The organism is Clostridium sp., from assembly GCF_016650035.1.
In the GTDB taxonomy this organism is placed as follows: Bacteria; Bacillota; Clostridia; order Clostridiales; family Clostridiaceae; genus Clostridium_AD.
The window spans coordinates 1-20,432 of record NZ_JAENWM010000071.1; the positions used below are offsets into that span (position 1 = coordinate 1).

19 protein-coding genes, 1 tRNA gene and 1 pseudogene are annotated in these 20,432 nt (G+C 30.9%); 10 read left to right on the forward strand and 11 right to left on the reverse strand.

Going from position 1 to position 20,432, the window contains the following annotated elements; all coding sequences use genetic code 11:
- The first annotated feature begins 296 nt into the window (after window positions 1-296).
- Window positions 297-373, forward strand: a tRNA-Ile gene (locus JJD95_RS14945).
- A gap of 90 nt (window positions 374-463) precedes the next feature.
- Here JJD95_RS14945 and JJD95_RS14950 read toward each other — a convergent pair.
- The gene (locus JJD95_RS14950) at window positions 464-1,342 is read right to left on the reverse strand and encodes a ComEC/Rec2 family competence protein (RefSeq protein ID WP_291643824.1); all 879 of its coding nucleotides are present in this window, start codon (window positions 1,340-1,342) and stop codon (window positions 464-466) included.
- Between the two features lie 112 nt (window positions 1,343-1,454).
- On the opposite strand from JJD95_RS14950, the gene JJD95_RS14955 reads away from it, so the two are divergent.
- Entirely contained in the window at window positions 1,455-2,180 is a 726-nt protein-coding gene (locus JJD95_RS14955; RefSeq protein WP_291643825.1) for a 1-acyl-sn-glycerol-3-phosphate acyltransferase, read from the forward strand.
- 89 nt (window positions 2,181-2,269) lie between these two features.
- Here JJD95_RS14955 and JJD95_RS14960 read toward each other — a convergent pair whose 3' ends face one another.
- Window positions 2,270-3,718, reverse strand: coding sequence for an NADP-dependent glyceraldehyde-3-phosphate dehydrogenase (locus tag JJD95_RS14960; RefSeq protein ID WP_367114833.1), 1,449 nt, complete (start codon window positions 3,716-3,718; stop codon window positions 2,270-2,272).
- 85 nt (window positions 3,719-3,803) lie between these two features.
- On the reverse strand, window positions 3,804-4,112 hold the full coding sequence (locus tag JJD95_RS14965; protein WP_291643827.1) for a hypothetical protein: 309 nt from the start codon (window positions 4,110-4,112) through the stop codon (window positions 3,804-3,806).
- Between the two features lie 59 nt (window positions 4,113-4,171).
- Here JJD95_RS14965 and JJD95_RS14970 point away from each other — a divergent pair, with 59 nt between their 5' ends.
- Window positions 4,172-4,612 (forward strand): hypothetical protein, encoded by a 441-nt coding sequence (locus JJD95_RS14970; RefSeq protein WP_291643828.1) that lies wholly within the window; start codon window positions 4,172-4,174, stop codon window positions 4,610-4,612.
- A 112-nt stretch (window positions 4,613-4,724) separates the two neighbouring features.
- Here the strand turns inward: JJD95_RS14970 and JJD95_RS14975 are convergent, their stop codons facing one another.
- A complete protein-coding gene (locus JJD95_RS14975) occupies window positions 4,725-4,946 on the reverse strand; it encodes a DUF378 domain-containing protein (protein WP_291643829.1) in 222 nt (73 codons plus the stop codon).
- 81 nt (window positions 4,947-5,027) lie between these two features.
- Window positions 5,028-5,510, reverse strand: a pseudogene (locus JJD95_RS14980) (aspartate 1-decarboxylase).
- A gap of 287 nt (window positions 5,511-5,797) precedes the next feature.
- Here JJD95_RS14980 and JJD95_RS14985 point away from each other — a divergent pair.
- The gene (locus JJD95_RS14985; RefSeq protein WP_291643830.1) at window positions 5,798-6,214 is read left to right on the forward strand and encodes a hypothetical protein; all 417 of its coding nucleotides are present in this window, start codon (window positions 5,798-5,800) and stop codon (window positions 6,212-6,214) included.
- Between the two features lie 168 nt (window positions 6,215-6,382).
- Here JJD95_RS14985 and JJD95_RS14990 read toward each other — a convergent pair whose 3' ends face one another.
- Window positions 6,383-9,406, reverse strand: a complete 3,024-nt coding sequence (locus tag JJD95_RS14990; RefSeq protein ID WP_291643831.1) for a vitamin B12-dependent ribonucleotide reductase — start codon at window positions 9,404-9,406, stop codon at window positions 6,383-6,385.
- 414 nt (window positions 9,407-9,820) lie between these two features.
- On the opposite strand from JJD95_RS14990, the gene JJD95_RS14995 reads away from it, so the two are divergent.
- The 3 genes from JJD95_RS14995 to JJD95_RS15005 all read left to right on the forward strand — a co-directional run bounded on the left by JJD95_RS14995 (window position 9,821) and on the right by JJD95_RS15005 (window position 11,793).
- Window positions 9,821-10,327, forward strand: coding sequence for a gamma carbonic anhydrase family protein (locus JJD95_RS14995; RefSeq protein WP_291643832.1), 507 nt, complete (start codon window positions 9,821-9,823; stop codon window positions 10,325-10,327).
- Window positions 10,328-10,432: 105 nt separating this feature from the next.
- On the forward strand, window positions 10,433-10,930 hold the full coding sequence (locus JJD95_RS15000; RefSeq protein WP_291643833.1) for a GAF domain-containing protein: 498 nt from the start codon (window positions 10,433-10,435) through the stop codon (window positions 10,928-10,930).
- A gap of 20 nt (window positions 10,931-10,950) precedes the next feature.
- Window positions 10,951-11,793: a S1-like domain-containing RNA-binding protein gene (locus JJD95_RS15005; protein ID WP_291643834.1), complete on the forward strand. Its 843-nt coding sequence runs from the start codon at window positions 10,951-10,953 to the stop codon at window positions 11,791-11,793.
- Between the two features lie 54 nt (window positions 11,794-11,847).
- On the opposite strand, the gene JJD95_RS15010 is transcribed toward JJD95_RS15005, so the two are convergent.
- The 3 genes from JJD95_RS15010 to JJD95_RS15020 form a co-directional block, all read right to left on the reverse strand.
- Complete coding sequence (locus JJD95_RS15010; protein ID WP_291643835.1) at window positions 11,848-14,511, reverse strand: cation-translocating P-type ATPase; 2,664 nt, start codon at window positions 14,509-14,511, stop codon at window positions 11,848-11,850.
- A gap of 153 nt (window positions 14,512-14,664) precedes the next feature.
- Entirely contained in the window at window positions 14,665-15,201 is a 537-nt protein-coding gene (locus tag JJD95_RS15015; protein WP_291643836.1) for a chromate transporter, read from the reverse strand.
- Window positions 15,202-15,738 (reverse strand): chromate transporter, encoded by a 537-nt coding sequence (locus JJD95_RS15020; protein WP_291643837.1) that lies wholly within the window; start codon window positions 15,736-15,738, stop codon window positions 15,202-15,204.
- Window positions 15,739-15,962: 224 nt separating this feature from the next.
- On the opposite strand from JJD95_RS15020, the gene JJD95_RS15025 reads away from it, so the two are divergent.
- Entirely contained in the window at window positions 15,963-16,385 is a 423-nt protein-coding gene (locus tag JJD95_RS15025) for a YaaR family protein (RefSeq protein ID WP_291643838.1), read from the forward strand.
- Between the two features lie 65 nt (window positions 16,386-16,450).
- Here JJD95_RS15025 and JJD95_RS15030 read toward each other — a convergent pair whose 3' ends face one another.
- Entirely contained in the window at window positions 16,451-18,361 is a 1,911-nt protein-coding gene (locus tag JJD95_RS15030; RefSeq protein ID WP_291643839.1) for an NAD(+) synthase, read from the reverse strand.
- Window positions 18,362-18,821: 460 nt separating this feature from the next.
- Between JJD95_RS15030 and JJD95_RS15035 the strand changes: the two genes are divergently transcribed.
- Both JJD95_RS15035 and JJD95_RS15040 read left to right on the forward strand, forming a co-directional pair.
- The gene (locus JJD95_RS15035; RefSeq protein ID WP_291643840.1) at window positions 18,822-19,250 is read left to right on the forward strand and encodes an NfeD family protein; all 429 of its coding nucleotides are present in this window, start codon (window positions 18,822-18,824) and stop codon (window positions 19,248-19,250) included.
- Between the two features lie 29 nt (window positions 19,251-19,279).
- Entirely contained in the window at window positions 19,280-20,275 is a 996-nt protein-coding gene (locus JJD95_RS15040) for an SPFH domain-containing protein (RefSeq protein ID WP_291643841.1), read from the forward strand.
- 59 nt (window positions 20,276-20,334) lie between these two features.
- On the opposite strand, the gene JJD95_RS15045 is transcribed toward JJD95_RS15040, so the two are convergent.
- A partial coding sequence (locus JJD95_RS15045) for an IS3 family transposase (protein WP_291640636.1) occupies window positions 20,335-20,432 on the reverse strand: 98 nt, incomplete at its 5' end.

The window sequence follows — 20,432 nt, forward strand, 5'->3', positions numbered from 1 at the left end:
TAACAGTGCAGCCAATACGAAGGGACGCCGCCTTTTTATTGCCACTAGTCTCTACTAATTTTTTGATGATTTGATATTTGAAATCTTCTTTCATATTTAAATCTACCTTTCTGATTATGAACACCCCATTTGTACAATCTTATGAGGTATATTCTACACTATATTTTTGTATGTTTGGGACATAATCAAAAACGGTATACTAAGACATTATCATAAACGGATCATAAAATATAATAAACGTAGTAGGAAAGTCTTGACAACGGGGAAAATTGGCATTATAATTATGAGGATATTATGGGTCTATAGCTCAGCTGGTTAGAGCGCACGCCTGATAAGCGTGAGGTCGATGGTTCGAGTCCATTTAGACCCACCATCTTATTTTTTGGCATAAAACAAAAGAACTAGGAAACTAGTTCTTTTGTTTTATAGGGAATTATAAAATTCTTTAATTTAAGATGATTTTCTAGTTACCTTCAAACTTATCTATGTTTGTACCATCGCTTATGAGTACAATATTTTTGTCTAAATCAGTTCTATAAATAATACAATTTAGATTTTTTAGTTTATCTATGGTTTCTTTGTTTGGATGACCATAAGGATTATTTGCTCCGGAGCTTATAATTGCAATCTTTGGACAAACTGCATTTAGAAATTCTGTTGAGGTTGATGAATTGCTGCCATGATGTGCAACTTTAAGTATCTGAGCTCTTAAATCATAACCCTTATTTAAAATTTCTTGTTCACTTATGGTTTCTATGTCACCTGTAAATAAATAAGTTGAGTTTTTGTAAGAAATCTTTATAGCGCAAGAGTAATTATTAGTATTCTTGTAGATGTTTTTATTGGGTGATAGAATAATACAAGTAGTATCAGGGCCTAAATCTAAAGTAATATTTGGTTTAGCTACTTTTATATTAAGGTTTTTATTTATTAAAGCTCTGATCATATCTTTAAATTCTTCGGAGGAAGAGGTAACTTTTGGGGCTATAAATTCTCCCACCTTAAAGGTTTTAATTATGCTAGCCATACCGCCTATGTGATCTTCATGGGGATGGGTTGCAATTATATAATCAAGTTTACTAATGTTATTGTTTTTTAAATACTTAATTACTTTTTCCGTTGAACTACTGGGACCACTATCAATTAATAAGTTTTTATGGTTTACTTGGATAAGAATACAATCACCCTGCCCTACATCAATAAAATGAGTGATGATATTATTTTCTAAATTTAAATTAGTTTTTATAGTAGACTTATACTTTATAATTACAAAAACAAAAATTAAGACTAAAACTAAAGAAATGCAAATTGTGGTATACTTTAAAATTTTTTTCTTTTGCATAAAATTTATCTCCCATATAATATTTGAAGTATATAAATGATTTTATCCATTATAGGAAAAAAATATCAATGTCTAGAAAAAAAATAAATTTTAAAATGAAAGGAATACAGTTATGAGAACTATATATTTTTATTTATGTCTTACTGTTAATTTAATTTGGATAAATTTTAGTAGATTAAAATACAATAACATGATAAAACATAATACTAAATTAGAAGTGAGAGATTATTTAGCTAAATTAGTTACAAAGTGGTCTAATTTTGTACTTAAAATTGCAGGTTTAAATTTAACGGTGGTAGGGAAAGAAAATATACCAGATGAACCTTGTGTATTTGTGGGAAATCACCAAAGTAATTTCGATATACCAGCGATATTAGTTAATATAAATAGACTCACTGGTGTAATTGCTAAAAAAGACATGGAAAAAATTCCGATAATGAGTTATTGGATGAGAAAAATTCATTGTGTGTTTATGGATAGAGAGAATCCTAGAGAAGCAATAAAGTCAATTTCAGAGGGTATTGAAAATTTAAAGGATGGATACTCTATGCTTATTTTTCCAGAAGGTACTAGAAGTAGAAGTAATAACATGGGGGAATTTAAGAAAGGTAGTATGAGGCTTCCAATAAAGGCTAGAGTGCCTATTGTTCCAATAACGCTTTATGATACTCATAAAGCAATGGAAGGTAACAATGGGAAAATTAAAAAGGCTAACGCTAAGATTATAATAGGTAAACCTATATATACAGACGATATGTCCAAGGAAGAAAAAGCAAATATAGGGGAAACAGTAAAAAGTATAATTCAAAACAATTTAGATAAAGAAAGAATAGGCTGAAAAATAGCTTTATTAAAAATAGTATTGAATAAATAACAAGTCATTAGCTTAAACTTCTGACTTGTTATTTATTTTTATGGGACTTACTATTATGGATTTATGAGGAGCACCGTAGATTTTGACCTAGTCATAGCTTCAATACTATATCGTATACCTTGAGTGCCCATGCCAGAGGATTTTGTACCAGAGAATGGAAAATGGTCAGGTCCTCTTTCGGGTTTATTATTGATTTGGACGGTATCTACCTCTAGTTTACTCGCAATATTAAAGGCGTCATCTATATTTTTAGTGTAAACAGAAGATTGAAGACCATATTCAGATTTGTTAGCTATGTATATAGCCTCCTCAATATTCTTAACTCTAATTACTGGGAGTACAGGGCCAAAGGGCTCTTCCCAAGCCAGGCGCATATCTGTAGTAACATTATCAAATAAGGTTGGGTAAATCAAATTTTTTTCTCGCTTATTTCCACATAGTAAAGTAGCACCTCTCTTTATAGCATCATCAATGAGTTCTTGAACGTAGTCCGCAGCACTATTATCAATGAGTGGAGTTATGTCACAGACATCCCCAGGTTTTCCTACTTTTAGAAGTTTAATATTTTTGATTAAAGCTAGGATTAGGGCATCTGCAATATCATTCATAACCAAAACTCTTTTAACAGCAGTGCATCTTTGTCCTGAATAGCTAAAAGCACCAGTAACAATGTCACTAGCGGCGCCTTCAATATCCGCATCGCTTAAGATTATAGCAGCATCTTTGCCTCCTAGCTCCATAATCATAGGCACCATACCAGCAATCTTAGCTATATGTTTTCCTACCTTTGTACTTCCTGTAAAATTTATAAAATTAATATCTTTGTGGGTTACTAAATAATCACCGATTTCAGAACCTTTGCCTGTTATTGTGTTTAGTACTCCATTTGGAACACCTGCTTCATGAAATAGTGCAACCAGATGAAGTGAGCTAATGGCTCCTTGAGTGGAAGGCTTTAGAATAACACTGTTTCCACCAATGAGGGCTGGGGCAATCTTTGAGGTAGAAAGATTAATTGGGTAATTAAAAGGGGATATTGCTAGAACAACTCCTACTGGTACTTTGGTTACAAAGGATATTTTATTTTTTTTGAAACCAGGGAAATTATCTGCACCTATAGTTTCACCTTCCAAATGTTTACCAGCATCTGCAGTAAATCTAATGAAATCTGAAGTTCTTTTTATCTCAGCAATACATGAGTTTTTGTCTTTAGCAATTTCCACTTGCATAATGGAAGATAAATAATCAAGGTTTTCATCTAGTAGTGTAGCGCATTTATGCAAAATTGATGCACGGGAGCTAACGGGCATATCGGCCCAAGCCTTTTGAGAAGCTTTTGAATTCAAAATAACTGTATTAGCCTGCTCTTTACTCATAGCTGGTACTTTACCTACTAAATCGTTGTCCATAGGAGAGAATATGTCTATAGTATTTATTGACGAAACCCATTCACCATTTACTAAGTTTTTGTAGTTTTTATCTTGGCACATACCTTGAAACAAGAAAAATCACCTCTCTTATTTAACTGCTTTAGTATAGTATTAACCAAAGATAAGTATATTATTGAGTGGTATGTAAAAATGATGCTTAATCGTGTCTTTTGGTTATAATATTTTGAATTATAGATATTTTAGCTTGTATTGATTCATTTTCTGATTTTAAATTTAATATATTTTTTTCAACTATTTTATTTTTATTATGTTGAGTATTTAAAATTTGCTGTAAATTCTTATTTATATCCATTTTTTCTTTGATAATTGGTTTGTAAATTTTGCTTAAAGTAAAATTTTTATTGATTAAAAAGTATATTTTATTATAAAATGAAATTAGATATAATGTAGTTTTTTTATTTATGTATCTTAAGTTACTATTAATTCGATTTATTAGTTCAGTCATAGAAATAATCACCTCAATTATATTTTACCTATAATACTAGGAAAGGCAAGGTAATAAAAATGGATAGAGATAGTAATAATTATTATTTAAGTAAGGTGCAAAATAAAATTAATAAGCTGAACTATAAGAAAGAGCAATATGAAGTAGAATTAGCCAAAGAAAACCAAGTTTTGAAAAAAAATAATTCTGATTTAGAAAAATTGATATTTGAAAAAGATATTTTACAGAATGGATATAATAGTCTACTAGAATTACTTCACAGTGATGGAATGATTTTCGAGATGAATTTTAGCGAATATAAACCCCACCAGTGGGAAAATTTATTTTTAGTTAAAACAATAAGAGGATATGAAATTCAAACTAAAGCAGGCAATAATTTAATGATGCTAGATAAAAATATTTCGGAAATATTAAAAGATATATGTAAAAGAGATTCCTATAGTCTAATTGTTATAAGAACCACAGATAAAACTGCTTTGGTTCAGTTAAGATTTAAATGAATTTTAACGTTTATACTTAAATGTGTAGTTTATAAAGAAATTGTTACAACAAAAAAGAAGCTAAATTTGAAATTTTAGCTTCTTTTAACAATAAAATATATTTACTTAGAAATTATTTAACTTCAGTTCTATCTCTGTCTCCATATCTGTCCTTTCCTAAGAATGATAAAGCGTATAGTCCAGCTATACCCACTAAAGCAAATATTATTCTAGTAAATGCAGTGCCTGTTCCAAATAAGCTTGATACTAGGTCAAATTGGAAAAATCCAATTAATCCCCAATTTACAGCTCCTATAATAACTAATACGAGTGCAGTAATGTCTAATGCTTTCAATGTATACATCTCCTTTTTATAAAGTTTTCAGTATTATTGTTTGCAATATTTTAAAAATTATTACTGATTTTTTAAAAAAAATTATTTAATTTCTGCATGTATTTCATAATTCGTTATTTTCTTTATAATATTAGTGTCGTCAACAAATATTACGGTAGGTTTAAACGCTCTGGCTTCTTCTTTGTTTATTTGGCAGTATGTCATAATTATTATTTTATCCCCAGGTTGAACACATCTTGCAGCAGCTTCTTGTATAAATCTTTCCGCATTTTTAACGGCATCATAGATGGAAGCTTGATAAGACATAAAAGGCATATTGGAAACTAGAGGGGCATTCTTTACGCCTCTAGCAACGGCTTTAGTATGATGTAGCATATCATCCATAGTGACACTTAAGGTGTCCTTGTACCCTAGACAAACCATGCCTAAGGAGTCTCATACTAAAATTCCATTAACACCAGATTCATCAATGAGCCTTGCCATGGAATAATCATAAGCTGTAAGCATTGTTGATTTTTCACCGGATTTTTTTGCGGATATAAAAGTTGAAATAGAATTTTTCAATTAATTTTCCACTTCCAATAAAGCCAATAACCATAATATCGTCTCCAATTTTATACAGTGTAAAAATACCTCAAGTATCTGAGGGTGGGAGGCTCCTGTATAGCTGTCTCATTCATAAAGATATGAGCAGAAATTTAACTAAAAATATTTTTTTTTGTATTACAAATAATAAAAATATATATTATTGCATAAACTATTGATATATAGTAAGAAATGTTTGATAATGTATAGAGTAGGTTCATATACGATAGTGAAATAAATAGGACTTATAGGAAAGAGGGGATGAAATGGATATATTTTTTGCAATACTTAAAATTATTGCGGGTTCGATTGTTATGCTTTTAATATATTATGGTTTAAAAGCTTATGTATTACCTAAGATTAAAGTCAATAAGTGGATAGTTCTTACAGTAGCTATGTTAGTATTTATCGTACCTATGCTAATATGGCCTAATATGCCAGGGTATGTAAGTGCATACGTAATACCGGGAATTTTTGTTGTTTTGTTTTTATGGTTTCTGGATTTATCAGGCTTTATAAAAAAGAAGAATGTTTCTAAAACAAATTATACAACTATTGGTAATAAAAAAGATAATAAGAAGGACGTTGTAATTAGACCTAAGGCTAAACCGAATAGAGTTAAGAACAACGTTGTAATTAATCCTAAGGATGAATCGAAGAGCGTTAAGAAGAATAAGAAATAAGATTAATTTTAAAAGGAGTATAAATTTTAATATAAAATTTATACTCCTTTTTTAGTACAATTTAATTCCACGCAAGAAAAAACCACCTATACGCTCAGTATAGGTGGAGTTGTTTGAGTATACAACTATGTTGTATTTATACTTGTATAAAAGGTTAGGGGATAGGGGTTAGCTACACCCCGTAGTAGTTCCACAGTCCAAACAAACCTTGCAAGTACCACTTTTAACAAGTTTAGTACTTGAACAATGAGAGCAAGTCTCAGAGTATAATCTCTCACCTTTAGGTTCTTCAGTGATTTCAGAAGAAGATGTAACATCTTCTTCCGCTATGCTAGCTGAAATTTCATTCTCATCACCCATTAGTGGATTTTTAGGTATATTATTTCCGTATCCTTCAGGCTTAACTTGACATCTACTATAGTCACCTAGTTCTATGTCAATAATTTTGCTAATTAAATCAGAAATAGAAGAAACTGATTTAATGTAAGGATGCTTTTGTACGAAACCATAAGGTTCGAACTTTTGTCCTCTAAGCATTTTAGATATATCTTCTGCAGGAACATGATATTGAAGCATTACTGAAATTGATTTTGAAAGAGAATTGAGTAGTCCAGTAATAATAGTACCTTCTCTATCTGTTGTTATATATATTTCAGAGATTTGTCCATCTGAACGTCTATTTACCGTAGTATAGACCTTTACGTCATCTATTTGAGCAGGATGAGTAGTACCATAACGTATTCCAATTGGTTTTTCTCTTGTAGAATGATTAGTAATTTCATGTAATGATTTTGCCTTCTTTAAAAGATCTAAGTAAGATAAATCTTGAAGCAATATTTCTTTATCCTCGGATAAAGAAGTGTTTAGTGGTTGACTTGCTTTTGAGCCATCTCTATATAAGGCAATTCCTTTAACACCTAATTTCCAAGAACGCATTATAACTTCTTGGAAATCTTCAATAGTAGCAGTCTTAGGTAAATTTACAGTTTTTGATATAGAACCAGAGATCATTGGTGTTATTGCTGCCATCATTAGAACATGTCCCATATAAGTAATATATCTTTTTCCACTACCGCATTTGTTTGCTGTATCGAATATAGACAAATGTTCAGGTTTTAAATGTGGAGCACCCTCAATTTTACCATCAATAATTTTTTCGTATTCAAAGCCATTTTCATTAACTTTTTCTTTTCTTAAAATATAGTGAAGAATATCATTTGTTTCAATCTCTGAGTACCCTAGGCCAATTAAAGAATCCTTAATTACAGGGTTTACGATGGTCATATATCCACCACCAGATAATTTCTTGTAAATAAAATGGCTGAAATACGGTTCTATAGAGGTTGCACCACAATCCATGGCAAAGGAAATAGTACCTGTAGGAGCAATAACTGTAACTTGAGCATTTCTAAAACCATATTGTTCTCCACTACTTAATGCTTTTGACCAACAACTTTTTAAGGTATCACTTATATATCCTAGGGAGTTATTACTTAAAACATCGTGGTTAACTTTTATAGGCTCATAATTTAAATTCTCATATTTACTATTTAGTGCTCCAGCTGCTCTAGCATGGTTTCTTATTACTATCTGCATATGGTCTTTGTTAATTTCATATTTTTCGAAAGGAGCTAGTTCCTTTGCCATAAGTGATGAAACATAATAAGACTGCGCAGTCATTATTCCAGTTAGGGCTGAAGCTATATTTCTAGCGTCTTCAGAGTCATAAGGATGCCCCATTACCATAAATAAAGAAGATAAGTTTGCGATTCCAAGGCCTGTGGTTCTAAATAAATAAGTTTTTCTTGCTATATCTTCAGTTGGAAACTGGCCCCAATGTATTGAACCTTCAAGAACTAATTGTGTAAGACCTATTAAATGCACGTAGCCATCTATATCAAACTTTTTAGTTTCAGCATCGTAAAATTTATGAATATTAATAGATGCTAAATTACATGAAGTATCATCTAAAAATGCATATTCTCCACAAGGATTAGTTGAATTAATTCGATTATGCTTAGCATTAGCTATTCCGTCTTCTCCAGCTGGACAGGTGTGCCATGCGTTAAAGGTGTCATCAAACTGAGGAGCGGGGTCAGCACATTGCCAAGCAGCTTTGTTAAGGGTATCCCATAGAGTTTTAACCTCTATATCTTTATTAACGGAATCATCTGTTCTACCTTTAAGAGTAATAGTTTGTTTAGGGTCATTTGAAAGGTTATCAACCTTTGTCATAAACTCATTTGACAATCTTATAGAATTGTTTCCGTTTTGGCCGGATACAGTTTCATAAGCTTCTCCTTCGAAATTACCATCATAACCCATTTTAGTAAGTGCACGTACCTTATCCTCTTCTTTAGCTTTCCAGGTCATAAATTCCATGATTTCAGGGTGGTCAATATCAAGACATAGCATCTTAGCTGCACGTCTTGTTGTTCCGCCGGATTTTATTGCTCCTGCATTTCTATCCAGGCCTTTTAAAAAGCTCATAAGGCCTGAAGAAATACCACCACTAGATAAACATTCACCTTTACCTCTTATGGAAGAGAAATTAGTTCCTGTTCCAGAACCACCTTTAAATAATTTGGTTTCTGTTACGTACTGCTCAGAAATGGAGTGTTTGCCAAGTAGTTTATCTTGAATTGAGAGAATAAAACAAGCAGAAGCTTGAGTCCTTGTATAAGCATCTTTACTTTTAACTATTTTTTTCTCTTTTTCATCATAATAAAAATTACCTAATGAACCACCTTCTATACCATATGATAGGTTAAGGCCTGTATTAAACCATTGAGGAGAATTTGGAGCAAACATTTGATTTAAAAATGCATATGTTAATTCATCATAAAGGATGATTTTTTCTTCTTTAGATTTTAAAATAGTTTCAGAAATTAAGGCTTCACACCAAAAATTAACAAGTCTATGAGAGACCATTTTCATACTATTTTCATAACCCTCTTTGGTTGGAACACCAGATTTTCTGAAATACTTTGAAGCAATAATATCGCAAGAATTTTGAGAGTAGTGTTCTGGAAATTCTAAATCTTTCATATCTACAAGTATTTTATTAGTTTTATGGTCTTTTAAGATAACATCTACCTTTTTCCATTCAAATAAATCATAAACAGTTTTAGTTTTATCCACTTCCAATTCTTTTGTGTAAAATCTTTTAATTAAATTTTTAATCTCCGTCATAATTAATACTAGCTTAAAAAAAACTAGTATAGTCACCTCCTGTTTATTTACCTATGGTTAAAAAGTTATAAATCATGTAAAATATAGACTCTATATGTTGCGGTTACTACACTAAAATATTTAACAGTTATTTAAATTGAGTCTATGTGCTAAAATAGTAGCACACACAATATGTAGTAAGTATAAAGAAATACGCAACTATATATGGTATTATATAATTAAACAGTGGAAATATCAATAGCAATTAGAGACTAAAAATATTTAATAATATATTGAATTGTTGTTGAAATTATATAATATTTGTGCTTAATAAAAATAAAAATAAAAATAAAAATAAAAATAAAAATAAAAATAAAATGTTATTTTTATTACTGTATAATTGATAACAAATTTTAAAAGAGGAGATGAAAACTTATGATACATCAATTTCAGGGTCATATACCTTATGTACATACAAATTCTTTTATTGCTAGCAGTTCAGACGTTATAGGGAATGTATTTATAGGCGAGCATAGTAATATTTGGTTTGGAGCTGTTCTTAGGGGCGATGAAGATTCTTTGCATATAGGTGATTATACGAATATTCAAGACAATTCTACGGTACATAATGATAAGGGTTCCCCAGTTGTTATCGGAGATTATGTAACTATTGGGCATAATTCTATAATACATGGTTGTAAAATTTCAAATAATACTCTGATTGGTATGGGAAGCACTATACTAAATGGAGCTGAAATAGGCGAATATACTATAATAGGAGCTGGAAGCTTAGTTACTAAGGGAAAGAAAATACCTTCGGGTGTTCTTTGTATGGGGGTACCAGCAAAGGTTATTCGTGAGCTAACTATAGAAGAAAAAGAAAGCATAAAAAAATCTGCGGAGCATTATGTAGAGCTTTCAAAGAAATATATCGTTTTATAAATTAATTTAGAATATAAACCTTTAATTTAAAAAATAGCTTTTAATTTCTCCGATTTTTAACTACAATAGAAGGAGAGACTTAGTGTTTTTTTAGGAGTGAAAAAAATGATTAAATTAAGTGGAATAGAAAAGATGACAAATGAGCAGAAATATAAGTATATGCTTATTGTTTTAGAAGGACAGCTTGGCTCAGAAAAAAATGACCTAGCAAACATATCAAATGCTGCGGCAATTATTAAAGCAGTTATGGATAAGTTAAATTGGGTAGGATTTTACATACTTAGAGGTAATTCATTGGTCCTTGGAGCCTTTCAGGGTCTTCCAGCTTGTAATAGAATAGAAATAGGTAAAGGTGTGTGCGGAACAGCAGTAGCGCAGAGGAAGCTTCAGCGTATAGAAAATGTGAATGAATTTCCAGGACATATCGCCTGTGATTCTGCTTCAAAATCAGAAATTGTTATACCTATAATTAAAGAAGGTGTAGTTTATGGAGTTTTAGATGTAGATAGCCCTGAGCTCGGAAGGTTTACTGAGCTTGAAGAAAAATATTTAACACAATTTGTTTTAAAACTTAACAAATACATAGATTGGTCAAAAGTTTAAAAAAAGGTAGGAGATTGTATATGATAAACGTAGGAGATATTAATAGTTTAAAAGTAGTTAGAAGGGCAGAATTTGGATACTATTTAGATGCAGAGACAGGAGACACTAGTGATGACGTATTACTTCCAATGAAAAGTACTTTAGGTAGAGGACTTAATATTGGTGATGAAGTTGAAGCATTTATCTACAGAGACACAAGTGATAGGCTGATTTCAACCTTGAAAAAACCACTTGCAAAGGTTGGAGATTTGGCTTATCTGAAGGTAGTTGATATTACTGAAATAGGAAGTTTTGTAGAGATCGGTCTTGAAAGAGATGTACTTGTTCCTTTTAAGGAAGAAAATTATAAATTAGAAACAGGTAAAAAATATCTTTTCTATATTTACTTAGATAAGACGGGAAGAATAGCAGCAACTACATTTATTGATAGATATTTATATGATACAGATTCTTATGATATTGACGATGAAGTAGAGGGTACAGTATATGGGATTCAAACTAATGGTACCGTAATGATAGCTATTGATGATATTTATAGAGCAGTTATTTTAAGAAATGAAAATTATAATAACATAACACCTGGAGAAAAATTAAAAGTAAGAGTTAAAAAATATTACGAAGATGGTAAAATGGACGTTACAACACGAAAACCAAGACTAGAAGAAAGAGATGAAGTTGAAGATCAAATATTAGAATATCTAAAGACTTGTAATGGTTCTATGCCATACAATGATAAGAGCTCCCCAGATGATATAAAGAAAACATTTAAAACTAGTAAAAACGCCTTTAAAAGAGCATTAGGAGGACTTATGAAAAGTGGTCTAATTCATCAGGACGAAGAAGGTACTAAATTAAATGATTAAATAATTATAAAAGAGTAGAAGTCTGATGGGTTAATTTATCAGACTTCTACTCTTTTATATGTTAGATGAACTACGTTTAAATATTTTTACTATTTCATTAAATAGTAGAGGCATTAAGGATAGAACGGTGACAAAGCCCCAATCCATTAAACTTAAATTGTGAACACTAAAAGCGTTTGCAAAGAATGGTATAGATATTATAAGGTCTTGTAATACTATACCAAAAAATATAGCGAAAATTAAATATTTATTAGAAAATAATCCTATTTGGAATATGGACTTTTTACCGTTTCTCATATTCAGTGAATGAACTAGTTGCGAAACACTGAGTACTACAAAAGCCATGGTTTGTGCATGTTTTAGTGCATCTTTTGAAAGGTTTTCAGGGAATAGTGGGAATAAACTAGTGTCTCCACTATAATATTTTGCACCTACTATAAATGCTGTTAAAGTTAATATACCTATTAGTAGTCCGTTAAGTAGTAGGTTTAGGGATTCGCCCTTAAATAAACTATCCTTTGGGTTACGAGGTTTATATTTCATTACGTCAGGGTCACCAGGATCTACACCTAAAGCGAGTGCTGGCAATGTATCTGTAATTAAGTTAACCCACAAGATATGGATAGGTCTAAGTGGAGTAGCCCAACCTAAAAGTATGGCGAGGAAGAGTGCTATAATTTCTCCGATATTACAAGATAGAAGGAATATTATAGTTTTTTTGATGTTTGTGAAAATATTTCTCCCTTCTCTTATTGCAGAAACAATAGTTGAAAAGTTATCGTCTACAAGGATCATATCAGCAGCGCCTTTAGCAACGTCAGTACCTGCTATACCCATGGCTACACCTATATCTGCCATTTTAAGTGAGGGAGCATCATTTACTCCGTCACCAGTCATTGATACAATGTTACCCTTAGATTTAAGAGCTTTTACAATTTTAACTTTATGTTCTGGAGAAACTCTTGCAAATACTCTTATATTATCAATTTTACCATTTAGTTCTTCCTCAGACATTTTGTCAAGCTCAAAACCAGACATAACGGCCTTGGAATCTTGAGTAATATTTAGCTCTTTTGCTATAGCAAAAGCGGTATTTTTATGGTCACCAGTTATCATTACAGTTTTTATTCCGGACTTCATGCATTCGGAAATAGAATCCTTAACTACTAGTCTAGGTGGATCTATCATACCTACTAGACCAATAAGTATTAAATCATTTTCTAGTAAATCAATATCTACATGAGAGCTTGGAATAACTTTATATGCTGCACCTAGAACTCTTAGTGCATCGTCAGACATATTATATGATGCAGCTAATATGTCTTCTTTGATTTTTGGTGTAATATCTATTATAGTGCCTTTAATATAGGCCTTATTACATATTTTTATAAGATTATCAATAGCACCTTTTGTCATTACATAAAATTCATTATTATATTTATTTACAGTAGTCATTAATTTTCTATCTGAGTCAAAAGGAACCTCGGAAGTTCTTTTATGCTCTTTTTCTAATTCATCTTTAAAAATATTATAGTTTACACCAGCTACGAGTAGAGCAATTTCGGTGGGATCACCGGTTTTGGAGTTTTCAGAGTAAGTGGCATCATTACATAAAACAAGATTTTCTAGGAGGAGCTTATGGCCATTGTCATCAACATTTAGACTTTCTATATTTGACACGGAACCATCTACGTAGAACTTTGTTACAGTCATTTTATTTTGAGTTAATGTTCCTGTTTTATCTGAGCATATAATGTTTACAGAACCTAGTGTTTCAACGGCAGGTAATTTTCTAACAATAGCATTTTTCTTAATCATTTTTTGAACACCCATAGCAAGAACTATAGTTACTATGGCAGGGAGACCTTCAGGAATAGCAGCAACTGCTAAACTTATAGAAATAAGTAACATGTCAAATAGATTTCTTCCTTGAAGAACGCCAACTAAAAACATAAGAGCACATATAAGGAGTGCACCTATTCCTAGATATTTTCCAAGCTGGGCTAGTTTCTTTTGAAGTGGGGTTTCATTGTCTACTTTCTCATCTAACATTTTAGCTATTTTACCTATTTCAGTATTCATTCCAGTAGAGACAGCTATGCCTACACCTCTGCCATAGGTTGCAAGCGTAGACATGAAGAGCATGTTCTTTTGATCACCTAAGGGGATATCAACACCTGTTAATACTAAATCAGCATCTTTATCTACTGGTACAGACTCTCCCGTAAGTGTTGATTCTTCTATTTTTAAATTGGCAGTTTCAATAAGTCTCATATCACAAGGAACATACCTTCCAGCGTCAATTATTATAATATCGCCAGGTACAACAAGGGCAGAGGAAATTTCCTTTAACTCTCCATCTCTTTTAACTACAGCATTCGGAGTAGATAGTTTTTTCAGTGCATCAAGAGCCTTTTCTGCTTTGGACTCTTGAATAATACCCACTGTAGCATTAATAAAGATAACAATAGCAATTATAATTGAGTCACTTACTTCACCAAGAAGACCTGATATTACTGCAGCTGCAAGCAAAATATAAATTAAAATATCATTTAATTGGGCAATAAAAAGCGCTAGTAGGGTTTTAGGTTTTTTACTTGCTAACTTATTTAACCCGAATTTATCTCTTTTTAGTTCAGATTCTTTTTGAGAAAGTCCTGTTACTGGATTAGTGTCTAATTCTTTTAAAACTTCCTCAAAAGTTTTGTTGAAAAACATGAATATCACCTCGCCTTTAGTATTTGTTATTATAATATAAATTATTAAAAAAAAGAAAACCTTTGCCCATAAAAATAAATAGAACAAAGATTATTTTTTGTTTATTATACCAATCGATGGGTTATGTTACAATAATTATATGTAAGCTAACAGTTAAATAGGTATTAAACCATAAAATATAAACCCTAATACTGCTGAAATCACTATTACTAAAATTGGATGAAGTTTTTTCGTAAGCAGTAGTGCAAAAATTATGATTCCAATTACTACGCTTTTAATGTCTTTATAAGATTCGCGTCCAAGGGACACGAATACGGAGATTATAAGACCAATAAGTGCAGGTCTCATACCTAATAAGGCTGCTTTGAGGATATATGATTCCTTGAATTTTAACATATAGTGATTAGCTATGGAAACTAATATAAAAGAAAATGAAATTACACCTAAGGTTGCATAAAGACTACCTAATATACCAGAAACCTTGAAACCTACAAAAGTAGCTGAATTTATAGCTATAGGGCCTGGAGTCATCTGCGATATACCTATAATATCAATAAAGTCTTTAAAGGTAATCCAATTATGATTGGTTACAATTTCCCTCTCGATAAGCGGAAGCATAGCATAGCCTCCGCCAAAACTAAAGGCACCTATTTTTAAGAAGGATAGATAAATTTTGATTAGAATAGACATTTACTTCACCTTCTTTCCAAGAAATATAACTCCATATAAACCAAATATAAGTATAACTATTACAGGATGTACATTTAGAAACAATATACTTACCAAGGAAACTATAATTATAATAAGATTTGCATAACTTTTCTTTAGTGATTTAGATAAGCTTACCACAGCTATGAGTATAAGCATTGGTACTGCAGCAGCAATACCTTTAAAGACTAAATCTACATAATAATAATCCCTGAATTTCATAAAAAAAACAGCAATGCATAATATTATAAAAAAAGAAGGTATGATAACGCCTAGTAGCCCAATGATAGCTCCGAGGATACCACTAATTCTATAACCAATAAATATGCTGCTATTAACAGCTAATGCGCCAGGAAAGGTTTGGGAAATAACAATTATATCTAAGAAATCTTCTTTAGAAATCCACTGTTTTTTATTTACAACTTCAATTTCTATTAGTGGTATCATTGCGTATCCGCCGCCAAAAGTAAAAGCTCCTATTTTAAAGAAGGTCCAAAACATATTTAATATTTTTTTCACACAATCACCTCTAAATGTTAAATTTTAAAAATCTACATATATAATATTTACCATGTAATTATACTGTTATTAAAAAAAAATGGCAATGTTTAAGTTATAACAATTAATTTTGCATTGTGTAATTTTTTTTGCATAAAGTTCGATATAATAGATATAAGAAAATAAATATTTAACTAGAGCTTTTAGAATAATTAATATAGATAAATTATGAGGGGAAAAAAATTATGGAAATATCAAGATCTAGAAGAAATTCACCTGTAGTAACAGATAAAAAAACTGTATCTAGTAAAATGGATTTTTCGCAAAATTTTAGTTTTGCCAGGCAACAAAAGTCAGAGCAGCAACTTAAGGACATAATGGATGATATAAAAAAGAAAGGAAACAGATTATGCATTACAAAATGCTTTGCAGATGTGAAAGCATACAAAAATTTAATTAAGGAATACTTGGAAGCTGTTTTAAAACATATGTATGAGGTGAAGAAGGATATTAGTTTTTGGCAAACACAATACTTTATAACGGTAGAAACAGTGGATACGAAACTAGAGGAGCTTACGCAATTATTACTCAGTGGTGAGAAAGAAAACCTAGATATAGCAAATACCGTTGATGAAATATCAGGACTTATTGTAGATATTTACAAATAAAAAGTACATATATTCTGTGAAGTTTGCTGATTAGACCTCACAAAATATATGTACTTTATTTTGCCCTAAAGGAAAGAATTAAAGCTAGCATCTGAAGGCATTCTAAGATCGCCTCTTGGAGATACACTTATAGTCCCAACTTTTGGACCGTCAGGCAGAGCTGAACGTTTAAATTGTTGAGTGAAAAATCTTTTTATAAATTTATCTAACCATTTGATTATTTCATCTTCGGTGTAATCATCTTTAAAAGCTTCTTTAGCTAAGAATAATATTTTACCCCTGGAGGCTCCTTGTTTCATAAAATAGTAAAGGAAAAAATCATGTAGTTCATATGGACCTACTATATCTTCAGTTTTTTGAGCGATTTTTCCATCTTTATCTTTAGGTAGAAGTTCTGGACTTACAGGAGTATCAAGGATATCTAAAAGTATATCGGTTACTTCCTTAGAAGCTTCTTTATCTGCTACATATTTAACTAAATACCTTACCAGTGTCTTAGGAATTGAGCAATTTACAGAGTACATAGACATATGGTCTCCATTATATGTGCACCAACCTAAGGCAAGTTCAGATAAATCCCCTGTGCCGATTAGTAGCCCACCCTCCTTATTAGCAAGGTCCATAAGGATTTGTGTTCGTTCTCTTGCTTGAACATTTTCATAAGTTACGTCATGTTTTTCTATTGGGTGATTTATGTCTTTAAAATGTTGAAGACAAGCATCTACTATATTAATTTCTCTGAATTCGGTGCCTAAATTTTTACATAAATTTATTGCATTCGTATAGGTTCTGTCTGTAGTTCCAAAACCAGGCATAGTAATAGTAACAATATTTTTTAATGGTATTTTTAATAGGTCAAAGGTTTTAACTATAACCAGTAAGGCTAAAGTTGAATCAAGTCCACCAGAAATACCAATTATAGCTTTATCAAGCCCAGTAAATGAAAATCTTTTTGCTAGAGCTGAAGATTGAATATTAAAAATTTCACTGCAACGTATTTCACGCAGGTATGGATTCGACGGAACAAAAGGATGCCTATCAATATTCCTATCAAAAATTCCATAATCTAAGCTTGAAAACTCAAAGGGGATTTCTTCCACAATAAAAGGACATGTAGAATTACTATTTCTAAAACTGGTGTTTTTTAATCTTTCACTATTTAATTTATCCATTTCAATAATAGAAGTAATAATTTCATTTTCTCTTTGAAATCTGTTATTTTCTTTTAAAAGCAATCCATTCTCACTAATTAAAAGATGACCGCTGAAAAGTAAATCTGTAGAGGATTCAAAAACACCAGAGGAAGCATATAAATAAGCACACATACATCTAGCACTTTGAGATGAAATTAAGGATTTTCTGTAATCAGCTTTGCTAACTAGTTCATTAGAAGCAGATAAATTAGCAATTATATTTGCACCTTGAAGAGCTAAATAGCTACTTGGAGGGATAGTTACCCAAAGATCCTCACAAATTTCAAAACCAAATTTAATATTGTTACAGGTGAATAATAAATTTGTTCCAAAAGGGATACTATTTGCAAAAGAAAGATTTACAGCTTTATTTACAAGGCCAAGACCTTCAGTAAACCATCTCTTTTCATAAAACTCAGAATAATTTGGAATATAGCTTTTTGGTATTATTCCTAAAACGCTACCTTTAAATATTACATAAGAACAATTGTATAGACAATTATTATAATAAAGTGGAGCACCCACAGCAATTAATATATCTTTGTTTTTAGAAAACTCGCAAAGAGATTTAATAGCATTTTCAGATTTTTGGATTAACGTACTTTGTAGAAATAAATCTGCACAAGTGTATGCGGTTATAGAAAGCTCTGGGAAAACTATAAATTTTGATTTTTCGTCTAAAGCTTTTTCGATGCATATTTGTATGTTGTGTAAGTTAAATTCTATATCTGCCACATTTACAATTGGACAAGCAGCAGAAACTTTTATAAAAGAAGTTTTCAAACGAATTCACGACCTTTCTTTGGTTTTATATATAGTATATGTGAAATTGACTTTATCTAACAAAATATTTACTAAAATTATATCATTATCTTAGCTTTATTAGTAGGGACGGTTAACAATTATTTTGACTTTGTCTGAATAGTTGTTAACCGTCCCCGACTTTTCGTATTGTTATACTTTTATAAAATTTTGAATTAATTAGATAATGAGAGGAAACAGAGTATAAACCATGTACAACACGTTAAAAGGTATGTAATAACTTATAATAGGCTTAAGTAAACCTTTATTAAGTATAAGATATACTATATAATAAATTAACAACATAAAAAGGTCTCAGTGTAATATTATTACACTAAAATAGTATTATAAAATACAAAAAAGATATATAATAAAAGTGGGAACTAGGAATACTATAAAGAGTAAAACTTTATTACTATTAATATTTGAAAGGGGGTACAACATGGACTGGATGGTATTGGTATTTTGGATAGCAGTGGCATTAGCGGCACTATATATTGACATTACAACTAGTAGTTTTTTGTTTATATGGTTTGCTATAGGTGCAATTGCAGCAATAATCGCTATGGTGTTTGGTGCATCAGTAGTTACTCAATCAATTATATTTGTTTCTATTAGTGCAGCTTTTATGGCTATTGGATATCCAATAGTAAAGAAAACTATAAAGAAAACTGTAAAGAAGACACTGACTATGGAACAAGGATACATCGGAAAAGAATTTGCAATAACAAAGGATATCGATGTAACAGGAAATATTAAGTTTCAAGGGATATACTGGACTGTAAAAAATGTAGGGAAACCTTTAAAGAAAGGTGACTTAGTTCAAGTTATTGGACTCGAAGGAAATAAACTATTAATATCAAAAGTATAAAGTATATTAAAATTTAAGGAGGAATTGTAATGAGCGTGAACATTGGGCCATTTATAGGATTATTTTTATTATTAATATTAGTTATTATGATTGTAGCATCTATTAAAATTGTAAATACTGGATCAGTGATGTTAGTAGAAAGATTTGGTCAGTTTCAAAGGATACTCGAGCCAGGTTGGCATTTAACAATTCCATTTGCAGATTTTATTAGAAGAAAAATTTCAACTAAGCAACAAATACTAGACATACAACCACAAAATGTTATAACTAAAGACAATGTTAATATATCAATTGATAATGTTATATTTTATAAAGTAACTAACTCAAAGGATGCAGTATACAATATTGAAGATTATAAATCAGGTATAGTTTACTCAACTATAACTAATATGAGAAATATTGTGGGTGATATGACTTTGGATGATGTATTATCAGGAAGAGATAGAATAAATTTAAGACTTCTTGAAATAATCGACGAAATAACAGATGCTTACGGAATTAAAATACTATCTGTAGAAATTAAGAATATTATTCCACCAAATGAAATTCAACAGGCTATGGAAAAACAAATGAGAGCAGAGAGAGATAAGAGAGCGTTTATCCTTACAGCAGAGGGTGAAAAACAAAGTCAAATTGAAAGAGCAGAAGGCCATAAGCAAGCTCAGATATTAAATGCTGAGGCTGAAAAACAAGCAACTATAAGGCGTGCAGAAGGACTTAAAGAATCTCAACTTCTTGAAGCGGAAGGTAAAGCCCGTGCTATAGAAGCTATTGCAATTGCAGAAGCAGAGGCTATAAGAAAAATAAACTCAGCTATAATAGAATCAGGTACTAATGAAACAGTAATAGCATTAAAACAAATTGAAGCGCTTAAAGAAATGGCGAAAAATCCAGCTAATAAACTTATACTTCCAAATGAAACATTGTCAAGTTTAGGTAGTATATCAGCTATAGCAGAAACGTTAAAAATGACTAAGAATGGTGAAAATAAAACAATAGAACCATTAGAAAAAAAATCAATATAAAAAGAAAGCCTGAGCGATTAAACTGGTACCTATGTCAAGGACATTCTAAAAAAAGAAGATTAACAAGACAAGAGATGATTTCTGTATTGTACAGGGGTCATTTTTTTTAAGTCCCATTGATACCTATAATTATTATAATATATAATATACTTATCAA